Source organism: Mycobacterium sp. KBS0706 (genome assembly GCF_005938675.2).
Classification (GTDB): Bacteria; Pseudomonadota; Alphaproteobacteria; order DSM-16000; family Inquilinaceae; genus Inquilinus.
The window spans coordinates 14,418-36,584 of the sequence record NZ_VCCH02000046.1; the positions used below are offsets into that span (position 1 = coordinate 14,418).

The window sequence follows — 22,167 nt, forward strand, 5'->3', positions numbered from 1 at the left end:
CGTGTCGTCTGCTGTCCCACCCGCCTCGTCACGTGTTCATCGACGAGGCCGCATCGCCGGGCGTCACGCCCCGCCGATCTCGCTTTGGTACCACCTCCAGGCCGTCCGGATCGACTCTTCCAGGTCGAAGGCGGCGCGAAACCCGAGAACCGACGCCGCGAGGGACGGGTCGGCCACCAGCTCCGCCGCGTCGCCCGAGCGCTGCGGCGCCAGTTCCACCGGAATCGGCCGGCCGGTGACGCGCTCGGCCGTCCGGATGACGTCGAGCACGGTGTGGCCGATGCCGGTGCCGAGGTTGAAGGCCCGCGGCGTGCCGCCGTCGAGCAGGTAGCGCAGGGCGCGGACATGGGCATCGGCCAGGTCGGCGACATGGATATAGTCGCGGATGCAGGTGCCGTCCTTGGTCGGATAGTCGTTGCCGAGCAGCCGGATATGGGGCAGCCGGCCGGCAGCCGCCATCAGCGTCAGCGGGATCAGATGGGTCTCGGGGTCGTGCCGCTCCCCCACCTCGCCATCGGGGTCGGCACCGCAGGCGTTGAAATAGCGCAGCGCCGCCCAGCGCAGGCCGTAGGCCGCGGCGAAATCCGCCAGCATGCGCTCGATCATCAGCTTCGATGCGCCATAGGGGTGGATCGGCGCCTGCGGCGTGTCCTCCACGATCGGCATGCGCTCCGGCAGGCCGTAGGTGGCGCAGGTGCTGGAGAAGACGATATGGCGGATGTCGTGGCGCCGGGCAGCCTCGAGCAGGGACAGCGATCCCGCGACGTTGTTGCGGTAGTAGATCGCGGGATCGCCGACCGATTCCCCGACATAGGTCAGCGCCGCGAAATGCAGGATCGCCACCGGCCGGTGCTGCGCCATCACCCGGTCGAGCGCCGCGCCGTCGCTGATATCGACGTCCTCCAGCGGCCCCCATTTGACGAAGTCGCGATGGCCGCGGCACAGGTTGTCGACCACGACCGGAACGAAGCCGGCGGCCGCCAGCGCCTTGCAGGCATGGCTGCCGATATAGCCGGCGCCGCCGGTGACGAGAACGACGCGGCTGCTGATACTCATCGGTTTACGACCTCTGGGAGATGGCTGGCGGGAATGGACCGCGGCTTCAGGCCGCGGCCCGCGCCACGATGATGTCCTGCCGGTTCATGCTGATCAGGCCCGGATCGACCTTGGCACCGGTCCAGGCGCCGCGGAGGACGGTCTCGATGGTCAGGCCCGCTGCCGCATAGGCGCCGCGCAGCCAGGCCTCGTCCAGCGCGGTCAGATCCTCCGGGATGTTCGGATTGTTGGTCCAGTAGCGGTCGCCCGGATACAGGGTCAGGTCGGTCTTCCCGTTCTTCAGAGCGGCCAGGGAGTCATCGTTGATCAGATAGTATGACGACGCCAGCTGGCCGCCGGGGCGTAGCACGCGGCCGATCTCGGAGAGGTAATGCGCCACGTCGTCCGGATACATGTGGGTGAAGACCGACCACAGCGAGACGACGTCGAAGGAGTTGTCCGGGAAGGGCAGGACGAACTTCGACGGCGGGATGGCGCCAGCGTGATTGTAGAACTTATTGAACAGGTCGACATGGATGAAGGTGAACCGGAAGTTCCGCGGCGTGATGTTGCGGCTGCACCAGCGGACCTGGTCCCGGTCGATATCGAGGCCGATGTAGCGGGCCTTCTCGTCGAGATAGGACAGCAGCTGAATGGTCTTGCGCCCCATGCCGCTGCCGATATCCAGCATGACGGCGCTGCGGTCGAGCCGCAGCACGTCGCGGTAGAAGCGCAGAGCCTCCTGGCCGTTCTGGGTCCAGACATCGCGGCCCCGCGGCCCGTCGCGCATCAGCCGCAACGGCGGCATCACTTCGTCCTGCGAGCCGCGGTCGACGAAGTCCCGGATTGCCCATGGCACGTCCCTGATGACGGAAAAAACCGGCGCCGGGACAATGTTCTTAATAGTCTGCTTGATGCTCATAAATCCCACCTTCCCGGGCCGTCGACGAAGCGTGCCTCCCCATCGCCACACGCCTCAACCCGTTTGCGGCTCTATCTTCTTCGCCTGCTTGCGCCCCAGCATCCGGGTCATGGCCGGGGCCAGCCGGAGCATCAGGAACAGGATGATCACCAGGAGGTCATCGATCTTCCATTGCAGCAGGTTGCTGCAGATCAGGGAAACGGCTTTGTAGGTGATGACGTTGATCGCCAGGACATACCGGTTGCCGCCCTTCTCGACAACCAGCCGGAACAGGAAGGCCTGAATCACGATCGCGAACCCGTCGACTGCCGACCACAGCACGAGGCCGGCATAGCCGAAGGCGTCATACCCCCAGAGCGACATCGGCAGCCGGAAGCCGCCCGACCCCGTGTTGAGATCGGCGCCGATGATCCACTTCGTGTAGTTGCCGGGATTCCATCGGAAGTCATAGGGCACCAGCCCGCCGAACACCGTCATGCCCATGGTCGGCGGCGGCCCAGCCTTGTGGTAAGCGTCCACGAACCACAGGATGTCGTGGATGTCCGACAGCCCCTTGATGATCGCGTCGAGCCCGACCTCGTTTTTCAGCCCCAGCACATAGACCAGGATCTGGTTCGCGGCGGAGCCGAAGGTGAAGACCGTCAGATAGACCGCCACGCCGACGATGATCCAGCCGAGGCGTGCTCGGACCACCAGCAGGATCAGCAGTCCTTCGAGGATCGGCTGGGCGGCGGCGCCGCGGCGCAGCGACAGCAGCGCCAGCAGGACGGCGAAGCCCAGCAGGCCCACCAGCAGGAACATCATGATCCGCCCGACATTGAGCCGGCTGGGCAGCAGCAGAATCCCGATCAGCACCCCGACCTGGTACAGGACCATGCCGCCCCGGAACAGCGGCATGTAGGGCGCTGCCCGGGCGGTGTATTCGCCGGCGAAATATTTGGCGACCAGGGGGTTTTCGGCAAAGGCGGGGATGATGCCGCTGAGCATGTAGAACCCGCCGATGAAGACGGCCGCCCCGGCCAGCATCAGCATGGCGGCGATGAACAGGAGCAGCCCGGCCCCGCGATTCACGGAATCGATCATGAGGCCGTTGAACACCGCGAAGCCGCGCGGGGCGGCCAGCGCCCGGATCGTCGCGACCGCCGCCAGGCAGGTGACTGCCGCCCCGATCGACAGGATGGCGATGAAGGATTCGGCGGCGCCCTGCTCCATCCCGCTCGCGGCGACATACTGGCTGGTCCAGTAGAAGGAGCCCCAACCGACGGCAATGACGACGAACGGAACCGACAGGATGAACGGCACGTTCCGGATGTTGGGCCAGACGAAAAATGTCAGCAGCTTGGTGGTGGCGATCAGCAGCAGGACGAAGCCCATCCAGGACAAGCCCGGCAGGCTCCACGAAAAGCTGTAGAGATAGCCGTCGCTGACAGTCATTGCGTGGCGTTGGCCAGATCCCCGAGCCCGCGCAGGGTGATGCGGAAGATCAACGCGGAGGAGGCGGCGAAGATCGCGAAGACGCCGATGACGACAAGCAACAGCAGCGGCTTGGGCGAGGTGGGCGCGACCGAAACCGAAGGCGGGTCGATCACGTCGATGGCGAAGGGCGTGTCGCCCTGCACCGCCAGCTGCCGGCGGCGCTGCTCGACCAGCAGCGGGATCAGCGTGTCGCGCATGGTGAGATCGGTGGTCGAGGACAGCAGGGCGTTGATGCGGCTGATCAGGGACGAGATCTGGTTGGCGATCTGCTCCCGGTTGACCTGGTCGTTGTCGGCGATGACGGTGCGCAGCACATACAGCGCCGCCTGCGGGTTGGTGTGATCGTAGGTGACGACCTGGGCGTTGCTGGCGACACCGGACTTCATGTTGAGGTTGTCCTGGATGGCGTCGCGGATCCGGTCGGCGTTGGGCGGGATGTAGGGCGGCAGACCGGTGGCCTTCGCCACCTGCGACTTGACCCAGGCGACCGGCCCCCCCGGCGGCCGCCAGCTCCGGGTCTCGGGATCCCATTCATTGGCGAAGAAGGCCTGAAGGAACTCCGGATCCTGCAGCAGGCGCTCGGACAGCGTGGTGCTGGCCAGCGTCTGCATGAACCGGTCGAATTCGGGCGGCACCTTCTGCCCACCGAAGAGGAGGTTGGCCACGCCTTCGCCGGAACCGCCGCCGAGCAGGCGCTGGTCGGGCTTGTCGGCGATGATCGGCATGATGATCGCGGAGGCCGTGTATTTCTTCGGGCTGACCAGGATGAAGGCCACCGCGGCGGCCTCGCACAGGATCAGCGTCACGAGAATGAACAGCCAGGGGCGTTCGAAATAAGCCGAACGATACCAGCGGAAGGGGGCGCTCAACCAACGCATAAGATGGCCGTTATCCAGACTGTTTGCAAAAAAGGCGCAACGCAGGACGTTGCTGCTTCGTACAACTTCGATCACCGCGCGTCGGCGGCAGGACCGGCACCGGACCGGCATCGGCATCCTTCGACGGCGGCGGGATATTGCCTCACACCCCTAACGATGTCTATATGGGCAGATCAAAACTTCACTTGAAAATAAGAAGGCCCCGTCAGGCCAGTAAAGACAAAGGAATTACCTTAATCTTGCCGCATTTTTGCCGATTCTTGCCAGCCGGATGCTTCTCCGGACTGCAACGCCGCCGATCAAGGGATGTTGTCTGGCGCCCTGACCCAGTGCAGGCCGACTTGGCCGGTGCGGGCGCCAGCGGCGCCGGATCGATATCCGGCTTGGGGTGTTTAGGATGGAGTTCACTGTTCAGCGTGTAGCGGGGCGAGAATGCGGTGCTTTTTGCCTTTTCTAGGAATGAATACGACTGGTTCACGATGCCGGATTGCCGTACTAATGTTGCGTTGCACAAGATGACGGGACGGGCATGATGTCCTTCGACGCGGATAAGGCATCGCCTGGGATCGGGTCGAGGATCGCCGAGGATCGTGTGGCGCTGGTCATTCCGACATTGAACGCGGCCAAGCATCTCGACTCCCTGCTCCCGGCCCTGCAGGCACAGTCCTTCCAGCCGCGGACCGTCCTCGTCATCGATTCCAGCTCGACCGATGACACGGTGGACCGTTTCCGGGCGGCCGGCGCCGAGGTGGTCGTCATTCCGCGGGCGCAGTTCGACCACGGCGGCACCCGTCAGCGCGCGGTCAACCGCCTGTCGCCGCGGATCGAGGTGATCGTCTTCCTGACCCAGGATGCGGTGCCGGCCGACGGCGAGACCATCGCCCGCATCGTCGGCGCCTTTGCCGACCCCGAGGTCGGCGTCGCCTATGGCCGGCAGTTGCCGCATCATGGCGCCGGGGCGATCGAGGCCCATGCCCGGCTGTTCAACTACCCGCCCGAGAGCGTCGTGCTGCGCCCGCAGGACGCCGCGGCCGCCGGGATCAAGGCGACCTTCTGCTCCAACTCCTTCGCCGCCTATCGCCGGCGGGCGCTGGAGATGGTCGGCGGCTTCCCCTCCGGCACGATCTTCGGCGAGGACGCCGCGGCGACCGGCCGGATGCTGCTGTCGGGCTGGGCCAAGGCCTATGTCGCCGAGGCCCAGGTGCACCATTCGCACAGCTATGGCCTGGGCGAGGAGTTCCGCCGCTATTTCGACGTCGGCGTGATGCACGCCCGCGCGCCCTGGCTGCTGGAGCGTTTCGGCAAGGCCGAGGGCGAAGGGCGGCGCTTCGTGCAGTCCGAGCTGCGCCACCTGGCCCGGCATGAGCCCAAGGCCATCCCGTCGGCCATCCTGCGCACCGCGATCAAGCTCGCCGCCTATCACTGCGGCCGCCGCGAGGCGCGGATTCCCCGCCCGCTGAAGCGCCGGATCAGCCTGAACCGGCGCTACTGGGCCTGACCGGCGCAGGCCGCCGCGCGCCCGGTGTGGCATAGGCTCCCCTTCCCGGCCGGCCCGCGATCTGCTTTAGAGGGGTGATGAGCAAGCCAGCCCCCGACCATCCGACTCGTCCCAATGCGGCGCAGATGGCGTCGCCCTCCTACCGCCTGCCGGAGCTCGACCAGGACTTCCTGCTCGGCGATTCCATGCGCGGCGTCCGCCTGATGCTGGAATACGCCAAGGCCGAGGAGTCGCTGCGGGCCTGGGGCGTGCGCTCCACCATCGTCGTCTTCGGCACCGCCCGCGCCACCGAGGACGGGCCCGGCCGCCATGCCCATTGGTACGCCCAGGCGCGCGAATTCGGCCGCATCGCGTCCGAGCGCGGCGGCGCCCTGACCGACCATGGCGGCCTGCGCGACAACGTCATCGCCACCGGCGGCGGCCCCGGCGTCATGGAGGCCGCGAACCGCGGCGCGGCCGAGGCCGGCGCGCCGACCATCGGCTACAACATCACCCTGCCGCACGAGCAGGAGCCGAACGCCTGGTCCACCCCGGCGCTGACCTTCCGCTTCCACTACTTCGCCATGCGCAAGATGCACCTGGCGATGCGGGCCAATGCGCTGGTGGTATTCCCCGGCGGCTTCGGCACCTTCGACGAGCTGTTCGAGCTCCTGACCCTGCGCCAGACCGGCAAATCCTCCTCGGCCCTGCCGGTCGTGCTGTTCGACGAGGCCTATTGGCGCGCCGTGATCGGCTTCGACGCGCTGGTCGAGCACGGCATGATCGACGCCCGCGACCTGCAGCTGTTCCACTTCGCCGACAGCGCCGAGGGAATCTGGTCGATCCTGGCCGAGAAGGGGCTGAAGCGGCGGTCCTGACCACTTCGGCCTGCAGCATTTAGCGAAATGTTTGCCCGGATATAACGACGCTGTAAGATCCCGCCCGACAGGCCGGCAACCGCCCGGCCGGCAATCGGGAACGGGGAACAGGACGATGCGGATCACTCGACGCGGCTGGCTCGGCGCGCTCTTGGCCGGGGCGCTGGGCGCGGCCATCGGCCTGGGCGCGCCGGCGGGCGCCCAGGCGCAGGACATCACGGTCTTCGCCGCCGCCAGCCTGAAGGACGCGCTGGACTCGATCAACACCCAGTGGCAGGCCGACGCCAAGCACAAGGCCGCCATCTCCTACGCCGCCAGCTCGGCCCTGGCGAAGCAGATCGAGGCCGGGGCCCCGGCCGACGTCTTCATCTCGGCCGATCTCGACTGGATGAAGTATCTGGCCGACCGCAAGCTGATCAAGCCGGAGACGCAGGCGACGCTGCTGGGCAACCGCATCGTGCTGGTGGCGCCGAAGGATTCGACGGTGCAGCTGACCATCGGGCCGAATTTCGAGCTGGCCAAGGCGCTGGGCGACGGCCACCTGGCCATGGCCGACGTCAAGGCGGTGCCGGCCGGCAAATACGGCCAGGCGGCGCTGCAGAAGCTCGGCGTCTGGTCCTCGGTCGAAGGCAGGGTCGCCCAGGCCGAGAACGTCCGCGCCACCCTGGCGCTGGTGTCGCGCGGCGAGGCTCCGCTCGGCATCGTCTACCAGACCGACGCGGCGGCGGATTCGGGGGTCAAGGTGATCGGCACCTTCCCGGCCGACAGCCACCCGCCGATCCTGTATCCGGTGGCGGTTCTGGCCAGCAGCAGCAAGCCCGAAGCCCAGGCCTTCGTCGACTACCTGAAGTCGCCCGCCGCCAAGCCGCTGTTCGAGAAGCAGGGCTTCACGGTGGTGACGCAGTAAGGCGTCCCCAATCTGTCATGCCCGGGCCTGACCCGGGCATCCAGACTGTCTCGACGCTCTCTGGATTGCCGGGTCAGGCCCGGCAATGACAGCATTGGGCTGCTGCCGGCATGAGAAAGCGCAATTGTTCGACTTCACCCCCGACGAGCTGACCGCGATCCTGCTGAGCCTGAAGGTCTCGCTCTGGGCCATGGTGGTCAGCCTGCCGCTCGGAGTGCTGGTGGCGCTGGCCCTGGCGCGCGGCCGGTTCTGGGGTAAGTCGATCCTGAACGGCGTGGTCCACCTGCCGCTGGTGCTGCCGCCGGTCGTCACCGGCTATATCCTGCTGCTGCTGTTCGGCAAGATGGGGCCGGTCGGCTCCGTCCTCGCCCAGGTCGGCATCGTCTTCTCCTTCCGCTGGACCGGCGCCGCCCTGGCGGCCGGGGTGATGGGCTTCCCGCTGATGGTCCGCGCCATCCGCCTGTCGATCGAGGCGGTGGACCGCCGGCTCGAGGCCGCGGCCGGCACGCTGGGCGCCTCGCCGCTCTGGGTGTTCCTGACGGTCACCCTGCCGCTGATCCTGCCCGGGGTGATCGCCGGCGCCATCCTGGCCTTCGCCAAGGCGATGGGCGAGTTCGGCGCCACCATCACCTTCGTCTCCAACATCCCGGGTGAGACCCAGACCCTGCCCTCGGCGATCTACACCTTCACCCAGGTGCCGGGCGGCGACCTCGGCGCGCTGCGCCTGACCCTGGTCTCCGTCGTGATCTCGATGGCCGCCCTGCTCGCTTCCGAGGTGATGGCCCGGCGCGCCGGCGTGCAGGTGCACGCGACATGAGCCTCGAGGTCGACATCCGCCACCGCCAGGGCGGTTTCACGCTGGACATCGGCTTCCGCAGCGAAGGCCGGCTGACGGCGCTGTTCGGCCGCTCCGGCGCCGGCAAGACCTCGGTGGTCAACGTCATCGCCGGGCTGGTGCGGCCGCAGCAGGGCTGTGTCGTGGTCGACGGCCGCGTGCTGGTCGACACCGCTCGCGGCGTGGCCCTGCCGATGCACCGCCGCCGCATCGGCTACGTCTTCCAGGAGGGGCGGCTATTCCCGCACCTGACGGTGCGGCAGAACCTGCTCTACGGCCGCTGGTTCACGCCGAAGGCCGAGCGCAGCGCCGAATTCGGCCGCGTCGTCGAGCTGCTCGGCATCGCCCCGCTGCTCGACCGCCGGCCGGCGCTGCTGTCGGGCGGCGAGAAGCAGCGCGTGGCGATCGGCCGGGCGCTCTTGTCCAGTCCGCGCCTGCTGTTGATGGACGAGCCGCTGGCCTCGCTGGACGAGGCGCGCAAGGCCGAGATCCTGCCTTATGTCGAGCGGCTGCGCGACGAGGCCCGGATCCCGATCGTCTATGTCAGCCACGCCATCGGCGAGGTGGCGCGTCTGGCCACCACCCTGGTTGTGCTGGCCGACGGCCGGGTCGCGGCCGCCGGTCCGGTGGCCGAGGTGATGGGTCGGGCCGACCTGTTCCCGCGGGCGGAGGCCGGCGCGGTGCTGGAGGCGGCGGTCGAGGACCATGACGACCGCTGGCAGCTGACCCGGCTGCGCGTCGCCGCCGGCTTCCTGACCGTGCCGCAGGTCGAGCTGCCGCCCGGCCGCCGGGTCCGCATCCGCATCCGCGCCCGCGACGTGATGCTGGCCACCCGCCCGCCGGACCATCTGAGCGCGCTGAACGTGCTGCCGGCGACGGTGGCGGCGATCGTATCCGGCGACGGCCCGACCGCGGAGATCCGCCTGGACTGCGCCGGCGACGGCCTGCTGGCCCGGCTGACCCGGCGCTCGGTCGAGGCGCTGGACCTGGCCCCGGGCCGGCCGGTGCATGCGGTGATCAAGAGCGTCGCCTTCGACAGCCACAGCATCGGCGGCGTCCTGCGCGGCCCGAACGGCGCCGATGCCGATCTGGAGGGCGGGTGAGCCGGGATCGGTAAGAGCCCCCGGCGCGGCCGGAGGCTCCTCGCCGTCAGTAGCTCAGCCCGGCGCCGAAGCGGTAGAGCGGCGCCCGGCTGTCATAGGGCGCGTCCGAGGCCTGGGCCAGCACCGCGGCCATCGACGACGGCAGCTCGAAGGGCAGCCGGCCGCGCGGCCGGGCCTTGCCCTGCAGCACGTCGAGCAGCGCGTCGTCGGTGATGCCGAAATTGCCGAGCAGCGCCGTCGCCCGGTCGCGCACATTGGCCAGCACCGCCGGCCGGTCGAGATAGACCGTGACGATGGTCGGCGCCGCGGCGGAGGCGCGCTTGACCGCCTCGTAATCGCTGTCGCCGTCGCGGAAGTCCAGCCGCCCCTCATGCTGCCGGCTGCCGAAGGTGTAGTTCGGGTGCAGGATCTCGTAGGGCGTCGCCGTCCGCACCAGCGCGAAATCGGCCTGTGCCGGGTCATCGACCACGGTGAAACCGCGGGCGCGGACCGCCGCCGCGTCGACATTGTGCAGCCAGACCCGCTTCAGCGACGGGTTCAGCGGCAGCATCGGCCGGCCGCGGCCGGCGCCGCGCATGGCCGCGGTCTTGTTCTCCAGCAGCACCAGCGACGCCTGCTGCGCGGCCTTGCCCTCCGCCGTGAAGCGGGCATTGCCGGCGATACGGCCGGCCGCCGCCGCGTCGACATAGGGATTGTCGAACAGGCCGAGGGCGAATTTCTGCACCAGGATGCGGACCACCGACTGGTCCAGGCGCCGCTCGCTGACCTGGCCGTCATGCACCGCCTGCACGATCGGCGCCGGGTCGTCGCTGGTGCCGCCGAACTGGTCGATGCCGGCGTCGATCGCCTTGACGAAGCGCTGCTGGACCGTGGCCTGCTCCATCCCCCAGGGCGTGCCGAAGCCGGCGAAGCCCGGCGCCTGCCCGTCCGGCCAGCCGTCGCGGCAGTTGGCGTCGCAATCCTGGGTGATCGCCCAGTCGCTGAGGATCAGCCCGTCGAAGCCGTAGCGGCCGCGCAGCAGGTCGGTCAGCAATTGCCTGCTGAAGCCGGCGCCGACCCGCTCGAGCGGCCGGCCGAACAGGGTCAGGCCCGAGGGCGGCACCGAATAGGTCGGCATCACCCCGGCCACGTCGGCGGCGAAGGCGCCGCGGAAGGCCCGGACATGGTCCTGGAAGCGCCCGGCCGGGAAGGTCAGGTCCTGGCCGTAATGGTTGTGGCCGTCGAAGCCGTCGACCGCGGCGCCGTAGCCGACCCAGTGCTTGACCACGGCAACGACGCTGCCGCGGTTCAGGCCGCGCTCGCCGTTCTGGAAGCCGGCGACATAGGCCTCGACCAGGCGGCTCGCCAGGTCCGGATCCTCGCCGAAGGTGCCGTTGATGCGCGGCCAGCGTGGCTCGGTCGACAAGTCGGCCTGCGGCGACAGGGTCATCCGCAGGCCGATCGCCTCGTATTCCTGCCGGGCGATGTCGCCGAAGCGGCGCACCAGCCGGGGATCGCCGATCGCGGCCAGCCCCGTGGTCTCCGGCCATTGTGAGAACGCGGTGTTCGCGACGCTGGCGCCGGGCACGTACTGGAAATGGTTGCGGGGGTCGGAGGCGAGCATCACCGGGATGCCCAGTCGGGTCTGCTCGGCCACGGCCTGGGCCTGGTTGGCGGCCAGGGCCTGGGCCTGCGCCGTGCCGGCCAGGCGGCTGATCATGGCCCCGACATGCCGGCCGCCGATCAGCGCCGCCAGCGACTCCGCGGTCCAGCCGTCGCCGGTCGCGGTCGAGGCCGGCGTGGCGTGCAGCATCTGGCCGGCCTTCTCCTCCAGCGTCATGCGCCAGACCAGGTCCTGGGCCCGCACCGCCGGCGGCAGGCGGCGGTCCTCATAGGGGTCCAGCCGGCCGTTGCGGTTCAGGTCCCGGTACTGGACCCCTCGCTCCGACAGGATTGGAGCCGATCTGGACTCCAGGGCCGGCGCCGCGTCGGCGATCGCAGGGCCGGTCGCCAGCCATCCGCCGAGGCCAAGTATGGCGACCGCAGGCCAGGTCCGTGACAAAGGCATCTTCTCTCCCCTCCTGCTGGGTTGCTGATTCGAAACCCGTTCGACTAAACCTACCAATCACTCGGTAAGTTTACCAAGCCGGATCATGCGCACGGCGCTCCGCAAGCCGGCGCGGTCGTGCTAGAGAACGGAATGCGTTCGAATACCCCCGCGGCCGACGGCCCGGCCGCGTTCCCCGAAGGCCCGAAGACCCGGCGCTCGCCCAAGGGACAGCGCCGGCGCCAGCAGATCCTGGATGCCGCCATGGAGATGTTCGCCCAGGGCGGCTATGCCGGCACCGCGATCGCCTCGATTGCCGAGAAGGCTGGGCTGTCCCTGCCCGGGCTGCTGCACCATTTCCCGAGCAAGATGTCGCTGCTGCTGGCGGCGATGGAGGAGCGCGACCACGAGACCGGCCGGCTGCTGGCTGTGGAGACGGAGGGGCGCGACCCGAAGACCGGACGGCTGCTGTCGCCGGTCGGGCTGACCTGGCGGAGGGTGCTGGACGACGCCCGCCGGGTGGTGCGCGCCAACGCCGGCAGGCGCAACCTGGTCCAGGTCTTCGCCATCCTCAACGGCGAGAGCCTGATCGAGGCCCATCCGGCGGCGCCCTTCTACCGCCGGCGTTCCGACTATCTGCTGTCCTTCATGCAAACCGCGTTCCAGGCCGGGATCGATGCCGGGGAGCTGCGGTCGGACCTCGACCCGCTGCAGCTGGCCTATGAGCTGATCGCGATGATGGACGGGCTGCAGATCCAGTGGCTGCGCGACCCGGACGGCATCGACATGGCCGCCAGCTTCGACGCCTATCTGCGGCGCCTGGAGCAAGGCATCCGCGCCTCGCCGGCGGGAGACAGCCGCGAGCCGGACGATTGAGTGTTTGACTGTACGTTATATTCCGTGGGATATATCGAAGAGGCGATCGGGCACTCCCGACGCGCCTCCCAGGTTGCGTGCCGGTCCGTCCCAAGCCCGGCCCGCGGCCCAGCCTTTCGGGGCGGCGGTTCTTCCGCCGCCCTTTTTCTCGGCCACCGAGGCTTGTCGACAAACTGCATTCCGCCGGCCTATCATCCAGCCCGGATCGAGAGGCAGGGAAGGGCATGCCCTTGGCGCGAGCGGCGAAACCACAGGATGCCGGTGAGACCCGGTCGCGCGGCGGCGGGGCCACCAAGGTCTATGAGGCGCTGAAGCACGATATCCTCGACCTGGTGCTAGCCCCCGGCTCGGCTCTGGACGAGACCCGCATCGCCGAGCGCTTCGGCCTGTCGCGCACGCCGATCCGCGAGGCACTGGTGCGGCTGGCCGCCGACGGGCTGGTCGCCACCCTGCCGAACCGCAACACCATCGTCGCGCCGATCGACTTCTCCACCCTGCCCGCCCATTTCGACGCGCTGACCCTGATGCACCGGGTCACCACCCGGCTGGCCGCCTTGCGCCGCACCGCCAAGGACCTCGACGAGATCCGCATCCACCAGGCCGGCTTCGGCCGGGCGGTGGCGGCGGCCGACGCCATCGGCATGGCCGACGCCAACCGCGACTTCCACCTGGCGATCGCCCGCGCCGGCCGCAACCGCTACTACACCGAACTGTTCGGCCGGCTGCTGGACGAGGGCCGGCGGCTGAACCGGATCTACTACGCCTCCTTCGACGACCATCTGCCGGCCGAGTTCGTGGCCGAGCACGAGGCCATCATCCAGGCCATCGCCGAGCGCGACGCCGACCGCGCCGACAGCCTGGCCCGTGCCCATGCCGGCCAGGTGGTGCGGCAGATCCAGGGCTTCCTGGCCAGCGGCGTGGCCGGCGACGTCGTCCTCGCCCCCGCGGCCGAGCCCGCCCAGCCCGCGCTGCCGGCCTAGATGGCCGGCATCGCCATCATCGGCGGGGGCGTGATCGGTTGCGCCGCAGCGGCCTGGCTGGCGGCCGACGGGCACGAGGTCATGGTCTATGAGCGCCGGCCGGAGGACCGCCACGCCTCGTCCGGCAATGCCGGGCTGCTGGCCTTCCCCGAGATCACGCCGCTGGCCCGGCCCGGCGTGCTGAGATCGGTGCCGCGCTGGCTGATGGACCCGCTGGGCCCCCTCGCCCTGCGCTGGCGCGACCTGCCGGCACTGACCCCCTGGCTGCTGCGCTTCCTGGCCGCAGCCCGGGCGGAGCGGGTGGAACGGTCGACCGCGGCGCTCGGCGAGCTGATGCGCGGCGCCCTCGGCGACCACCAGGAGCTGGCCCGCCGCGCCGGGCTCATCACGACGGAAGGGCGGGCCGGCCATCTGCGCCAGACCGGGGCGATCGACATCTACGACACCGAGGCCGGCTTCCGCGCCGCTCTGCCGGAATGGGAGCTGCGCCGCCGCCTCGGCGGCCATGCGTTCGAGCCGCTGACGCCGGACCAGGCCCGCGCCCTCGTGCCCGACCTGCAGGGCGGCTTCGCCCGTGCCGTGTTGTGCCCGGCCTATTGGATGGTCGACAGCCCGCTCGGCGTGCTGCGGGGCCTGCGCCGCGGCCTGGGCGACCGGCTGGTCGCGGGCGCGGTCTCCTCCGTCGAGCCCGGCGCGGAGGGCGTCGCCGTGCGGCTGGCCGACGGCACCGCCCGGACCTTCGACAAGGTGGTCGTCGCGGCCGGGGTCTGGTCGCGCGAGATCGTCCGCGGCCTCGGCCTGAAGGTGCCGCTGGAGACCGAGCGCGGCTACAACACCACGATCCCGGAAGCGCCGGTGCGCCTGCCGATGCCGGTGGTGTTCGCCGATCACGGCTTTGTCGCCTCGCCGCTGTCCGACGGCCTGCGCATCGGCGGGGCGGTCGAGCTGGCGGCGGTGGACGCCCCGGCCAACCTGGCCCGCGCCCGGGCGCTGCGGCGGAAGGCCAGGGCCTATCTGCCGGCGATCCCGGAGACCGGCGGCACCGAATGGATGGGCCGCCGCCCCTCCACCCCCGACAGCCTGCCGGTGATCGGCGCCCATCCGCGCGACCGCCGCATCGTCTTCGCCTTCGGCCATGGCCATCTCGGCCTGACCCTGTCCGCCACCACCGCCCGCCTCGCCGCCGGCCTGCTGTCCGGCAGCCCGGCCCCCGCCCCCTTCGGCATCGAACGATTCCAGTGACATGACCAAGAGCAGCTTCTTCTGTATCGACGCCCACACCTGCGGCAACCCGGTCCGCGTCGTCGCCGGCGGCGCCCCGCCGCTCGATGGCGCGACGATGAGCGAGAAGCGCCAGGCCTTCATCGCCGAATACGACTGGATCCGCACCGGGCTGATGTTCGAGCCGCGCGGCCATGATGTGATGTCGGGGTCGATCCTGTACGCCCCGACCCGCGACGATGCCGACGCCGCCGTCCTGTTCATCGAGACCTCGGGCTGCCTGCCGATGTGCGGCCACGGCACCATCGGCACGGTGACGGTGATGGTCGAGGAAGGGCTGGTGCGACCGAAGACGCCGGGCAAGCTGCGGCTGGAGGTGCCGGCCGGCATCGTCGACGCCGAGTACGAGCAGGACGCCGCCGGCCACGTCACCTCGGTGCGCATCCGCAACGTCCCGTCCTTCCTCTACAGGGAGAAGGTGGGGTTCGAGCTGCCGGGCTTCGGCCCGCTGGTGGCCGACATCGCCTATGGCGGCAACTTCTACGCCATCATCGAGCCGCAGCCGGGCTATGCCGATCTGGAGGCGCTGTCGGCGGGCGAAATCCAGCGCCTGTCGCCGATCGTCCGCCAAGTGGTGAACGAGCGCGTCGACATGGTCCATCCGGAGGATCCGACCATCCGCGGCCTGCGCCATGTGCAATGGACCGGCAAGCCGAAGCACCCGGAGGCGCATGCCCGCAACGCCGTGTTCTACGGCGAGAAGGCGATCGACCGGTCGCCCTGCGGCACCGGCACCTCGGCCCGCATGGCCCAGCTGGCGGCGCGCGGGCAGCTGAAGACCGGCGATGCCTTCGTGCATGAGAGCATCATCGGCAGCCTGTTCCACGGCCGGGTCGAGGGCACGGCCAAGGTGGGGCCTTTCGACGCGATCATCCCGTCGATCGCCGGCCAGGCCTGGCTGACCGGCTACAACACCATCTTCCTCGACGACCGCGACCCCTTCGTCCGCGGCTTTACGGTCATGTGACGGCGGCCGCCGCCTCGTTACTGTGTCCCCCGGACGATTCGCGGGGAGACAGGAATGATCGACCGGGTGCTTCTGATCGGAGCCGGGCTGCACGGCATGATGGCGGTGGCGATGGGCGCCTTCGCCGCGCACGGCATGGCGGCGGCGGCGCCGGAGCGGCTGGGCTGGGTGCACACCGGGGCGCAGTACCAGCTGGTGCATGCCGTGGCGCTGCTGGCCCTGGCCCTGCTGGGCGCGCCGGGCATGCTGCGCTGGGCGGGATGGTCCTTCCTGGTCGGCGCCGTGATTTTCGCCGGCACCCTCTATCTGATGGCATTCGGCGCGCCGCGCTGGTTCGGCGCCATCACCCCGATCGGCGGCGTGCTGCTGATCCTGGGCTGGGCCCTGGCGGTGCTGGCCGCCTTTCGCCTGGCGGAAAGTTGAGAGGCGGGGCGTTGGCCGCGGCCGCCGCCCGCGCTAGAGTCTGACTCATCATGGCGGACTTCGACCTCGACGCGCGCGACCTGATCTGCCCGATGCCGGTGCTGAAGGCGCGCAAGGCGCTGCAGGGGCTGGCGCCGGGCCAGGTGCTGGACGTGCTGGCCACCGACGCAGCGGCGCGCAAGGACTTCCCGGCCTTCTGCGACGCCACCGGCCATGTCCTGGTCGCGGTGACCGACGAGGCCGGCGGCGTCACCCGCTACAGCATCCGCAAGGCAGGATAGGGCATGGACACGCTGCTCTTCACCCACCCGGCCTGCATCGGCCACGACACCGGCCCCGGCCATCCCGAGCGGCCGGACCGGCTGCGGGCGGTGCTGACGGCGCTGGAGGATGAGAGCTTCCATCTGCTGCAGCGGCGCGAGGCGCCGGAGGCGACGATCGAGCAGATCGCCCGCGCCCATCCCGACGCCTTCGTCCGCCGGCTGCTGGCCGCGGTGCCGGAGAGCGGGCTGCAGCCGATCGACGCCGACACGGTGCTGTCGCCCGGATCGGGCGCCGCCGCGCTGCGGGCGGCCGGCGCCGGCTGCGCCGCGGTCGACGCCGTGCTGGCGGGCGAGGCGCGCAACGCCTTCTGCGCCGTGCGGCCGCCCGGCCACCATGCCGAGACCGCGCGGGCCATGGGCTTCTGCCTGTTCAACAGCGTCGCCATCGCCGCGATGCACGCCCGGCTGGCGCATGGGCTGGGCCGGATCGCGGTGGTCGATTTCGACGTCCACCACGGCAACGGCACCCAGGACATCTTCTGGTCCGAGCCGGACCTGTTCTACGCCTCGACCCACCAGTCGCCGCTGTATCCCGGCACTGGCTCCGAGGACGAGACCGGGGTCGCCGGCAACATCCTCAACGCGCCGCTGCCGCCGATGTCGGGCGGGGTCGAGTTCCGCCGGGCGATGGAGCGCATCGTGCTGCCCGCGGTCGACGCCTTCGCGCCGGAGCTGCTGCTGATTTCGGCCGGCTTCGACGCCCATGCCCGCGACCCGCTGGCCAATCTGGAGCTGCACGAGGGCGATTTCGCCTGGGCGACGCAGGAGCTGATGCGCCTGGCCGACCGGCATTGCGGCGGCCGCGTCGTCTCCACCCTCGAAGGCGGCTACGACCTGCGCGCCCTGGCCCTCTCCACCGCCGCCCATGTGCACACGTTGATGACCGGCTGAGCCGCCGGCTTATCCCGACGGCGGCCACAGCCCGGCCAGGATCTCCGGCAGGATCGCGTCGTCGACCGGCCCGGCGCCATGCGCTTCGCCGATGCCGTCGAGCTTGCCGTCCAGCGCCAGATGGGCGAAGCCGTGGACCATCGACCAGGCGGCCACCACGGTGGCGAGGGCCGCGCGGTCGAGCGGCTGGCCGCCGGCGATGCCGCGATAGGCGCGGACCGCGTCCTCGAGCTCGGCGAAGGCGGCCTGGCCGGCGGCGCGCAGCCGCGAATCCTCCCAGTTCAGCCGGTCCTTGCGGAACATCAGAAGGAACCGCGCCGGATGCGCCCGGGCGAAGCGGACATAGCCTGCCCCCTGCCCGCTCAGCCGGGCGGCGGGATCGGTGCCGCCTTGCGCCGCCCCCTCGCGCAGGAAGCGGGTCAGCGTCTCGAAGCCCAGCAGCGCCACCTCGGTCAGCAGCCCCGCGGCGCTGCCGAAATGGTGGGCCGGAGCAGCGGCCGACACCCCGGCACGGCGCGCCGCCTCGCGCAGGGTGAAGCCCTCGACCCCGCGCTCGGTCAGGATCGCTTCGGCCGCCTCGACCAGCGCCCGCTGCAGATCCCCGTGATGATACCGCTCCCGCGGCTCAGTCGTCTCATCCGGCATGCCGCCTCAAACTTTACAGTGTTCAGATTCGATGCTAGCTTCATCTTAACACTGTTCAGACGGAGAGGAAGCCATGCTCGACCTGCTGTTCCGCGGCGGCAACATGCTCGCGATCCTCGGCTGGCTGGCGTTGGCCGCCGCCCCGCTGCTGCCGCGCCACAAGGCCCGGCTGCGGAGCGTCGCCGGGCTGGCGGTGCCGCTGCTCTTCGCCGCCGCCTATCTCGGCCTGGTCGGCGTCTCCTGGGGCTCGGCCCAGGGCGGCTACGGCTCGATCGCCGCGGTGCGGGCCCTGTTCGATTCGCCCGGCATGCTGGTCGCGGGCTGGCTGCACTACCTGGCCTTCGACCTGTTCGTCGGCGGCTGGATCGCCCGCGAAGGTGAGCGGGCCGGGCTGCCGCATCTGCTGCTGCTCCCCTGCTTCGTCCTGACCTTCCTGTTCGGTCCGATCGGCCTCCTCGCCTTCGCCCTGCTGCGGGCCGGCCTCGGCCGCCGCGCGCCCGGCCAGGTGGCGGAGGCGTGATGATGTCCTCGACCGCCCTTCCCCTGCCGCGCGATCCGGTGCGCGGGCCCGCCAGCCTGCTCCGGGCGCTCCGCCGCCGCGACCCGACGCTGGCAGGCTTCGGCCTGGCCCTGCTCGCGCTCGCCGTCGTCCTGAGCGTGGCGTGGGCGCTCGACCCGCGCCAGCTGCATGGCGAGGACGTCTGGGCCAAGCCGGTCAAGTTCCTGCTCTCGGTCGGGCTGTTCGCCCTGACCAGCGCCTGGTTCATCGGCGAGCTGCCGCAGGCGCGACGGACCGCGGCCCCGATCCGCGCCGCGCGCTGGACCATCATCGTCGCCGGCACGTTCGAGCTGGTCTACATCACCCTGCAAGGCGCGCTCGGCCAGCCTTCGCATTTCAACGAGTCGACGCCGTTCCACGCAGTGATGTTCGCGCTGATGGGGATCGGCGCCGTGGCCCTGACCGCGACGACCCTGCCGCTGGCACGCGAGATCGCCCGCCACGGCACCGGGCTGTCCCCGGCGCTGCGCCTGGCGATCGTGCTGGGGCTGGTGCTGACCTTCGTCCTCGGCGTCGGCGCCGGCATCGCCATCTCCGTCCATGGCGGCCCTGTTGTGGGCGGCGCCGGCGGCCCCGGCCTGCCGCTGCTCGGCTGGTCGACCACCGGCGGCGACCTGCGGGTGCCGCATTTCCTCGGCATCCACGCCCAGCAGCTGCTGCCGCTGGCCGGCGCCGGCCTGGCCGCGGCCCTGCCGATGCGGGCGCGGCCGGCGGTCTGGCTGGTCTCGGCCTTCTATGCCGCGATCACCCTCGCCGCCTTCGCCCAGGCCATGACGGGCCGGCCGCTGATCGGCATGTGACGGTGCGCGGCGGGCGCATTACTGCGCCAGCGCGGTGATCCACAGCGCCCGCGCCTCGCCCTCGCCCGTGGCGATCGCGGCATGGCCGACGCGGGCGTCGAAATACGCGGCATCGCCGGGGCCGAGTTCGACCGAGCCGTCGCGCTCGGAGAACAGCGTCACCCGGCCGGCGAGCACATACAGGAAATCGTCGCTGTCGTGCCGCTCCCAGTCCGCGAAATCGTTCGGGGACCGGGCGTGGATGATGACCTCCGCCGCCAGGAAAGGCGCGTTGCGCAACTCGCCGCCGAAGGGGCGAAGGCGGTAATTCGGCATCTCGGTGGTCGCGCCCTCGCCGGCCCGAACCACAATGCGGCGCCCGCGCAGGGACGAATCGGCCGGGCCGAACAGCCCGGCCAGCTCGATGCCGAAACCACGCGCGAGCTTCTGCATCGCCTGGAAGGTCGGCGACATCTCGCCGCGCTCGATCTTCGACAGCGCCGAGCGCGACAGGCCGGTGCGGCCGGCCGCCTCCTCCAGCGTCCAGCCCTTCTCCGCCCGCAGCCGGCGCACGGTCTCCGCCAGGTCGATCTCCGGCGTTCGCACCATATCCTTCGGCGGCATGGTCGCTCCCGTCTTGCAGCCCTTCGCTTGTCGAGCGGCGGTGACAGCCCGTCAAGTCGCTTTCCACTATGCTGGAAATTTCCACTATAGTAGATGAGACGAGGCCGGCATGACCGGCGGCTGCGGAGAGACGACATGGAAGCGCTGGTGTTCGACCGGTTCGGCGGTCCCGAGGTATTGCAGTATCGGACGCTGCCCGACCCGCCGGTGCCGCCGGGCCATGTCCAGCTGGCGTTGCGCGCGGCCGGGCTGAACTTCGCCGACCTGCATCGCCGCCGCGGCCACTACCGCCTGGCCGGCGCGGCACCGCATATCGCCGGCTACGAGGGCGCGGGCGAGGTGGTGGCGCTGGGCGACGGGGTCGACGGCATCCGCCTCGGCGACCGCATCGGCTTCGCCGACGTGGCCTTCGCCAACGCGACGCGCGTGGCCGTGCCGGTGGACCGCGCCATCCCGCTGCCGGACGACATCGGGTATCGGGAGGCCGCCGCGATCCTGCTGCAGGGGCTGACCGCCCAGTATCTGGTGGCGGACAGCGCCCCGGTCCGCGCCGGGTCCCGGGTGCTGGTCCATGCCGCGGCGGGCGGGGTCGGGCAATTGCTGGTGCAGATGGCGAAGCGGCGCGGCGCCATGGTCATCGCCCTGGCCTCGACACCCCGGAAGGCGGGCATCGCTATGGCCAAGGGCGCGGATCACGGCCTGACCTATGACGGCGACTGGATCGCGGCGGTGCGGGGTCTCAGCGATGGCGGCGTCGACATCGCCTATGATTCGGTCGGCTCGACGCTGGCGGGCAGCCTGGCCGCCATCCGGCCGCGCGGCACGGTGGTGGCCTACGGCACCGCGGGCGGGGACCCGCCGGCGATCGACCCGCGGCGGCTGATGGAGCAGTCGAAGGCGATGGTCGGGGGCGACCTGTGGGACCATCTCGACAGCCGCGCCGGCCGGCTGGCCCGCGCCGATGCGCTGTTCGCCGCGCTGCGGTCCGGCGAGATCGCCCTGCCGGAGATCGAGGTGTTCGCGCTGTCGCGCGGCGCCGATGCCCATCGCCGGCTGGAGAGCCGCGGCGTCACCGGCAAGATCGTGCTGGTGCCGGACGCGGCGGGCTGAGCCTCAGCCCAGCGCCGCCGCGATCTCCGCCCATTCCTGCTCAAGGCTGGCCGAGGACATCGGCCGGCCGGCCTGGCGGTACCAGTAGCCGGCATTGCCGAGATCGCCTTCCTTGCGGTGCAGATAGGCATGGGCCCAGGCGGCGTCGGCCCCGTCCTCGGAATCGACGCAGCTGTGCGCCCGGTCCCAGTCGCCCTTGGCGTCCCACCACAGCGCGGCGAGCGGCGGCGACAGGGTCGCGGGCGGCTGGTCCTGGTCCAGGGAATTTCTGAAAGCGGAGACATCCATCGGTCGGCCTCCCGGTTCGGCAGGGGCGCGGCGCCCCGGGCCGGGGATCACGGCACAGCCCGGCGCCGGGCACAAGCCGGAGATGGGGTTGCTCCAACAGAACAAGGGGCCGAAGGGCCCCTCGTCTCATCCATCGGAACGACCGGTCCGGAGCCGTGCGGCCCCGGCGCGCCGGATCAGTAGCCCTGGATCTGCAGTCGCTTGCGCAGCGCCTTGCGCTGGCGGCGGACGGCTTCGGCTTCCTCGCGGATGCGGCGCTCGGACGGCTTCTCGTAGCTCCGGCGCTGCTTCATCTCGCGAAAGATGCCTTCGCGCTGCATACGCTTCTTAAGGACGCGCAGCGCCTGATCGATGTTGTTGTCGCGGACGAGCACCTGCATCGGGCAAAGGCCTTTTCACTAAACGGGTCGGGCGGGGTTACGCCTTTCAACCGAGAATGTCGAGTACGATTCGACGAATCTCGTCGCGGGACAGCTCTGCCTTGTGCGCTGGCTGCCGCAGCGGGGTGGTTGCCAGCCGCGGCGTCGGGCGACGCGGGCGGCGGGGCATGGTCTTGATCTGTACGGTCTTCATGTCTGTTCTTTACGGTTCGGGCCCTTGGGGCCTCGTTGCACTCAATATCGCTTAAACCACGACGCCCGGACCATCGGCCCGCGCGTCGCGGCACAAAGCACGATCGACAGGCGGATGCCTGCCTTATCGCTCGGATCATGGTTGGGATGGGGGTCCGGGCCCGTTCCTCGGAACGTCGGCGCGGATCGTGTCGAAACCGATCTCGGGGCTCCATATAGGGGAAGCGCGAGCGGTTTGCAACCCGCCGGATGAAAAACAGCCGATTGGCGGAGGTGACAGCGGGCCGGATCGTTCCCACATCGAAATCATCT

At 70.2% G+C, this 22,167-nt stretch carries 25 protein-coding genes; 15 read left to right on the forward strand and 10 right to left on the reverse strand.

The genetic code is table 11. The annotated features are described in order from the left end of the window. Positions 1-63: 63 nt before the first annotated feature. The 4 genes from galE to FFK22_RS23425 form a co-directional block, all read right to left on the reverse strand. Complete coding sequence (gene galE / locus FFK22_RS23410) at positions 64-1,056, reverse strand: UDP-glucose 4-epimerase GalE (protein WP_138888928.1); 993 nt, start codon at positions 1,054-1,056, stop codon at positions 64-66. A 46-nt stretch (positions 1,057-1,102) separates the two neighbouring features. Beyond that, positions 1,103-1,843, reverse strand: a complete 741-nt coding sequence (locus FFK22_RS23415; RefSeq protein ID WP_186002616.1) for a class I SAM-dependent methyltransferase — start codon at positions 1,841-1,843, stop codon at positions 1,103-1,105. Between the two features lie 168 nt (positions 1,844-2,011). Beyond that, entirely contained in the window at positions 2,012-3,391 is a 1,380-nt protein-coding gene (locus FFK22_RS23420) for a hypothetical protein (protein WP_138888926.1), read from the reverse strand. Continuing rightward, a complete protein-coding gene (locus FFK22_RS23425) occupies positions 3,388-4,311 on the reverse strand; it encodes a hypothetical protein (RefSeq protein WP_186002617.1) in 924 nt (307 codons plus the stop codon). Before FFK22_RS23425 ends, FFK22_RS23420 begins: the two co-directional genes overlap by 4 nt. A gap of 592 nt (positions 4,312-4,903) precedes the next feature. On the opposite strand from FFK22_RS23425, the gene FFK22_RS23430 reads away from it, so the two are divergent. The 5 genes from FFK22_RS23430 to modC all read left to right on the forward strand — a co-directional run bounded on the left by FFK22_RS23430 (position 4,904) and on the right by modC (position 9,511). Then, positions 4,904-5,809, forward strand: coding sequence for a glycosyltransferase family 2 protein (locus tag FFK22_RS23430; protein WP_221938796.1), 906 nt, complete (start codon positions 4,904-4,906; stop codon positions 5,807-5,809). 77 nt (positions 5,810-5,886) lie between these two features. Beyond that, a complete protein-coding gene (locus tag FFK22_RS23435) occupies positions 5,887-6,666 on the forward strand; it encodes an LOG family protein (RefSeq protein ID WP_221938797.1) in 780 nt (259 codons plus the stop codon). Positions 6,667-6,781: 115 nt separating this feature from the next. Beyond that, on the forward strand, positions 6,782-7,573 hold the full coding sequence (gene modA, locus FFK22_RS23440) for a molybdate ABC transporter substrate-binding protein (RefSeq protein WP_138888924.1): 792 nt from the start codon (positions 6,782-6,784) through the stop codon (positions 7,571-7,573). Positions 7,574-7,697: 124 nt separating this feature from the next. Beyond that, on the forward strand, positions 7,698-8,390 hold the full coding sequence (gene modB, locus FFK22_RS23445; protein ID WP_306770156.1) for a molybdate ABC transporter permease subunit: 693 nt from the start codon (positions 7,698-7,700) through the stop codon (positions 8,388-8,390). After that, positions 8,387-9,511, forward strand: coding sequence for a molybdenum ABC transporter ATP-binding protein (modC, locus tag FFK22_RS23450; protein WP_138888922.1), 1,125 nt, complete (start codon positions 8,387-8,389; stop codon positions 9,509-9,511). Before modB ends, modC begins: the two co-directional genes overlap by 4 nt. A 46-nt stretch (positions 9,512-9,557) precedes the next feature. Here modC and FFK22_RS23455 read toward each other — a convergent pair whose 3' ends face one another. Then, complete coding sequence (locus FFK22_RS23455) at positions 9,558-11,558, reverse strand: glycoside hydrolase family 3 protein (RefSeq protein ID WP_138888921.1); 2,001 nt, start codon at positions 11,556-11,558, stop codon at positions 9,558-9,560. A 132-nt stretch (positions 11,559-11,690) separates the two neighbouring features. Between FFK22_RS23455 and FFK22_RS23460 the strand changes: the two genes are divergently transcribed. The 7 genes from FFK22_RS23460 (at position 11,691) to FFK22_RS23490 (ending at position 17,278) form a co-directional block, all read left to right on the forward strand. After that, entirely contained in the window at positions 11,691-12,413 is a 723-nt protein-coding gene (locus FFK22_RS23460; RefSeq protein WP_138888920.1) for a TetR/AcrR family transcriptional regulator, read from the forward strand. Between the two features lie 224 nt (positions 12,414-12,637). Next, on the forward strand, positions 12,638-13,393 hold the full coding sequence (locus FFK22_RS23465; protein ID WP_138888919.1) for a GntR family transcriptional regulator: 756 nt from the start codon (positions 12,638-12,640) through the stop codon (positions 13,391-13,393). Next, positions 13,394-14,635: an FAD-binding oxidoreductase gene (locus FFK22_RS23470; protein ID WP_138888918.1), complete on the forward strand. Its 1,242-nt coding sequence runs from the start codon at positions 13,394-13,396 to the stop codon at positions 14,633-14,635. Between the two features lies 1 nt (position 14,636). Next, a complete protein-coding gene (locus tag FFK22_RS23475) occupies positions 14,637-15,641 on the forward strand; it encodes a 4-hydroxyproline epimerase (RefSeq protein WP_138888917.1) in 1,005 nt (334 codons plus the stop codon). Between the two features lie 54 nt (positions 15,642-15,695). Beyond that, positions 15,696-16,064, forward strand: a complete 369-nt coding sequence (locus FFK22_RS23480; protein WP_138888916.1) for a DUF423 domain-containing protein — start codon at positions 15,696-15,698, stop codon at positions 16,062-16,064. Positions 16,065-16,114: 50 nt separating this feature from the next. Then, a complete protein-coding gene (locus FFK22_RS23485; RefSeq protein ID WP_138888915.1) occupies positions 16,115-16,345 on the forward strand; it encodes a sulfurtransferase TusA family protein in 231 nt (76 codons plus the stop codon). Positions 16,346-16,348: 3 nt separating this feature from the next. Further along, positions 16,349-17,278, forward strand: a complete 930-nt coding sequence (locus tag FFK22_RS23490; RefSeq protein ID WP_138888914.1) for a histone deacetylase family protein — start codon at positions 16,349-16,351, stop codon at positions 17,276-17,278. Positions 17,279-17,287: 9 nt separating this feature from the next. On the opposite strand, the gene FFK22_RS23495 is transcribed toward FFK22_RS23490, so the two are convergent. Next, on the reverse strand, positions 17,288-17,923 hold the full coding sequence (locus tag FFK22_RS23495; protein ID WP_138888913.1) for a TetR/AcrR family transcriptional regulator: 636 nt from the start codon (positions 17,921-17,923) through the stop codon (positions 17,288-17,290). Between the two features lie 73 nt (positions 17,924-17,996). Between FFK22_RS23495 and FFK22_RS23500 the strand changes: the two genes are divergently transcribed. Together FFK22_RS23500 and FFK22_RS23505 are read left to right on the forward strand one after the other, a co-directional pair. Continuing rightward, entirely contained in the window at positions 17,997-18,443 is a 447-nt protein-coding gene (locus tag FFK22_RS23500) for an ABA4-like family protein (RefSeq protein WP_138888912.1), read from the forward strand. Continuing rightward, positions 18,443-19,282, forward strand: coding sequence for a hypothetical protein (locus FFK22_RS23505; RefSeq protein ID WP_138888911.1), 840 nt, complete (start codon positions 18,443-18,445; stop codon positions 19,280-19,282). Before FFK22_RS23500 ends, FFK22_RS23505 begins: the two co-directional genes overlap by 1 nt. Positions 19,283-19,300: 18 nt before the next feature. On the opposite strand, the gene FFK22_RS23510 is transcribed toward FFK22_RS23505, so the two are convergent. Further along, entirely contained in the window at positions 19,301-19,885 is a 585-nt protein-coding gene (locus FFK22_RS23510) for a helix-turn-helix domain-containing protein (RefSeq protein WP_138888910.1), read from the reverse strand. Between the two features lie 135 nt (positions 19,886-20,020). On the opposite strand from FFK22_RS23510, the gene FFK22_RS23515 reads away from it, so the two are divergent. Further along, positions 20,021-20,995: a quinone oxidoreductase gene (locus FFK22_RS23515; protein ID WP_138888909.1), complete on the forward strand. Its 975-nt coding sequence runs from the start codon at positions 20,021-20,023 to the stop codon at positions 20,993-20,995. A 3-nt stretch (positions 20,996-20,998) separates the two neighbouring features. On the opposite strand, the gene FFK22_RS23520 is transcribed toward FFK22_RS23515, so the two are convergent. The 3 genes from FFK22_RS23520 to FFK22_RS43135 all read right to left on the reverse strand — a co-directional run bounded on the left by FFK22_RS23520 (position 20,999) and on the right by FFK22_RS43135 (position 21,856). Continuing rightward, entirely contained in the window at positions 20,999-21,283 is a 285-nt protein-coding gene (locus FFK22_RS23520; protein WP_138888908.1) for a hypothetical protein, read from the reverse strand. 176 nt (positions 21,284-21,459) lie between these two features. Beyond that, positions 21,460-21,663: a 30S ribosomal protein S21 gene (gene rpsU, locus FFK22_RS23525; protein ID WP_138888907.1), complete on the reverse strand. Its 204-nt coding sequence runs from the start codon at positions 21,661-21,663 to the stop codon at positions 21,460-21,462. Positions 21,664-21,709: 46 nt separating this feature from the next. Next, on the reverse strand, positions 21,710-21,856 hold the full coding sequence (locus tag FFK22_RS43135; RefSeq protein WP_186002618.1) for a hypothetical protein: 147 nt from the start codon (positions 21,854-21,856) through the stop codon (positions 21,710-21,712). Positions 21,857-22,167: the final 311 nt, after the last annotated feature.

Excerpts from the sequence above, each read along its gene's own strand:
- galE (WP_138888928.1), bottom strand. The coding sequence starts at position 1,056 with ATGAGTATCAGCAGCCGCGTCGTTCTCGTCACCGGCGGCGCCGGCTAT.
- FFK22_RS23415 (WP_186002616.1), bottom strand. The coding sequence starts at position 1,843 with ATGCCGCCGTTGCGGCTGATGCGCGACGGGCCGCGGGGCCGCGATGTC.
- FFK22_RS23420 (WP_138888926.1), bottom strand. The coding sequence starts at position 3,391 with ATGACTGTCAGCGACGGCTATCTCTACAGCTTTTCGTGGAGCCTGCCG.
- FFK22_RS23425 (WP_186002617.1), bottom strand. The coding sequence starts at position 4,311 with ATGCGTTGGTTGAGCGCCCCCTTCCGCTGGTATCGTTCGGCTTATTTC.
- FFK22_RS23435 (WP_221938797.1), top strand. The coding sequence starts at position 5,887 with ATGAGCAAGCCAGCCCCCGACCATCCGACTCGTCCCAATGCGGCGCAG.
- modA (WP_138888924.1), top strand. The coding sequence starts at position 6,782 with ATGCGGATCACTCGACGCGGCTGGCTCGGCGCGCTCTTGGCCGGGGCG.
- modC (WP_138888922.1), top strand. The coding sequence starts at position 8,387 with ATGAGCCTCGAGGTCGACATCCGCCACCGCCAGGGCGGTTTCACGCTG.
- FFK22_RS23455 (WP_138888921.1), bottom strand. The coding sequence starts at position 11,558 with ATGCCTTTGTCACGGACCTGGCCTGCGGTCGCCATACTTGGCCTCGGC.
- FFK22_RS23460 (WP_138888920.1), top strand. The coding sequence starts at position 11,691 with ATGCGTTCGAATACCCCCGCGGCCGACGGCCCGGCCGCGTTCCCCGAA.
- FFK22_RS23465 (WP_138888919.1), top strand. The coding sequence starts at position 12,638 with ATGCCCTTGGCGCGAGCGGCGAAACCACAGGATGCCGGTGAGACCCGG.
- FFK22_RS23470 (WP_138888918.1), top strand. The coding sequence starts at position 13,394 with ATGGCCGGCATCGCCATCATCGGCGGGGGCGTGATCGGTTGCGCCGCA.
- FFK22_RS23475 (WP_138888917.1), top strand. The coding sequence starts at position 14,637 with ATGACCAAGAGCAGCTTCTTCTGTATCGACGCCCACACCTGCGGCAAC.
- FFK22_RS23480 (WP_138888916.1), top strand. The coding sequence starts at position 15,696 with ATGATCGACCGGGTGCTTCTGATCGGAGCCGGGCTGCACGGCATGATG.
- FFK22_RS23485 (WP_138888915.1), top strand. The coding sequence starts at position 16,115 with ATGGCGGACTTCGACCTCGACGCGCGCGACCTGATCTGCCCGATGCCG.
- FFK22_RS23490 (WP_138888914.1), top strand. The coding sequence starts at position 16,349 with ATGGACACGCTGCTCTTCACCCACCCGGCCTGCATCGGCCACGACACC.
- FFK22_RS23495 (WP_138888913.1), bottom strand. The coding sequence starts at position 17,923 with ATGCCGGATGAGACGACTGAGCCGCGGGAGCGGTATCATCACGGGGAT.
- FFK22_RS23500 (WP_138888912.1), top strand. The coding sequence starts at position 17,997 with ATGCTCGACCTGCTGTTCCGCGGCGGCAACATGCTCGCGATCCTCGGC.
- FFK22_RS23505 (WP_138888911.1), top strand. The coding sequence starts at position 18,443 with ATGATGTCCTCGACCGCCCTTCCCCTGCCGCGCGATCCGGTGCGCGGG.
- FFK22_RS23510 (WP_138888910.1), bottom strand. The coding sequence starts at position 19,885 with ATGCCGCCGAAGGATATGGTGCGAACGCCGGAGATCGACCTGGCGGAG.
- FFK22_RS23515 (WP_138888909.1), top strand. The coding sequence starts at position 20,021 with ATGGAAGCGCTGGTGTTCGACCGGTTCGGCGGTCCCGAGGTATTGCAG.
- FFK22_RS23520 (WP_138888908.1), bottom strand. The coding sequence starts at position 21,283 with ATGGATGTCTCCGCTTTCAGAAATTCCCTGGACCAGGACCAGCCGCCC.
- rpsU (WP_138888907.1), bottom strand. The coding sequence starts at position 21,663 with ATGCAGGTGCTCGTCCGCGACAACAACATCGATCAGGCGCTGCGCGTC.
- FFK22_RS43135 (WP_186002618.1), bottom strand. The coding sequence starts at position 21,856 with ATGAAGACCGTACAGATCAAGACCATGCCCCGCCGCCCGCGTCGCCCG.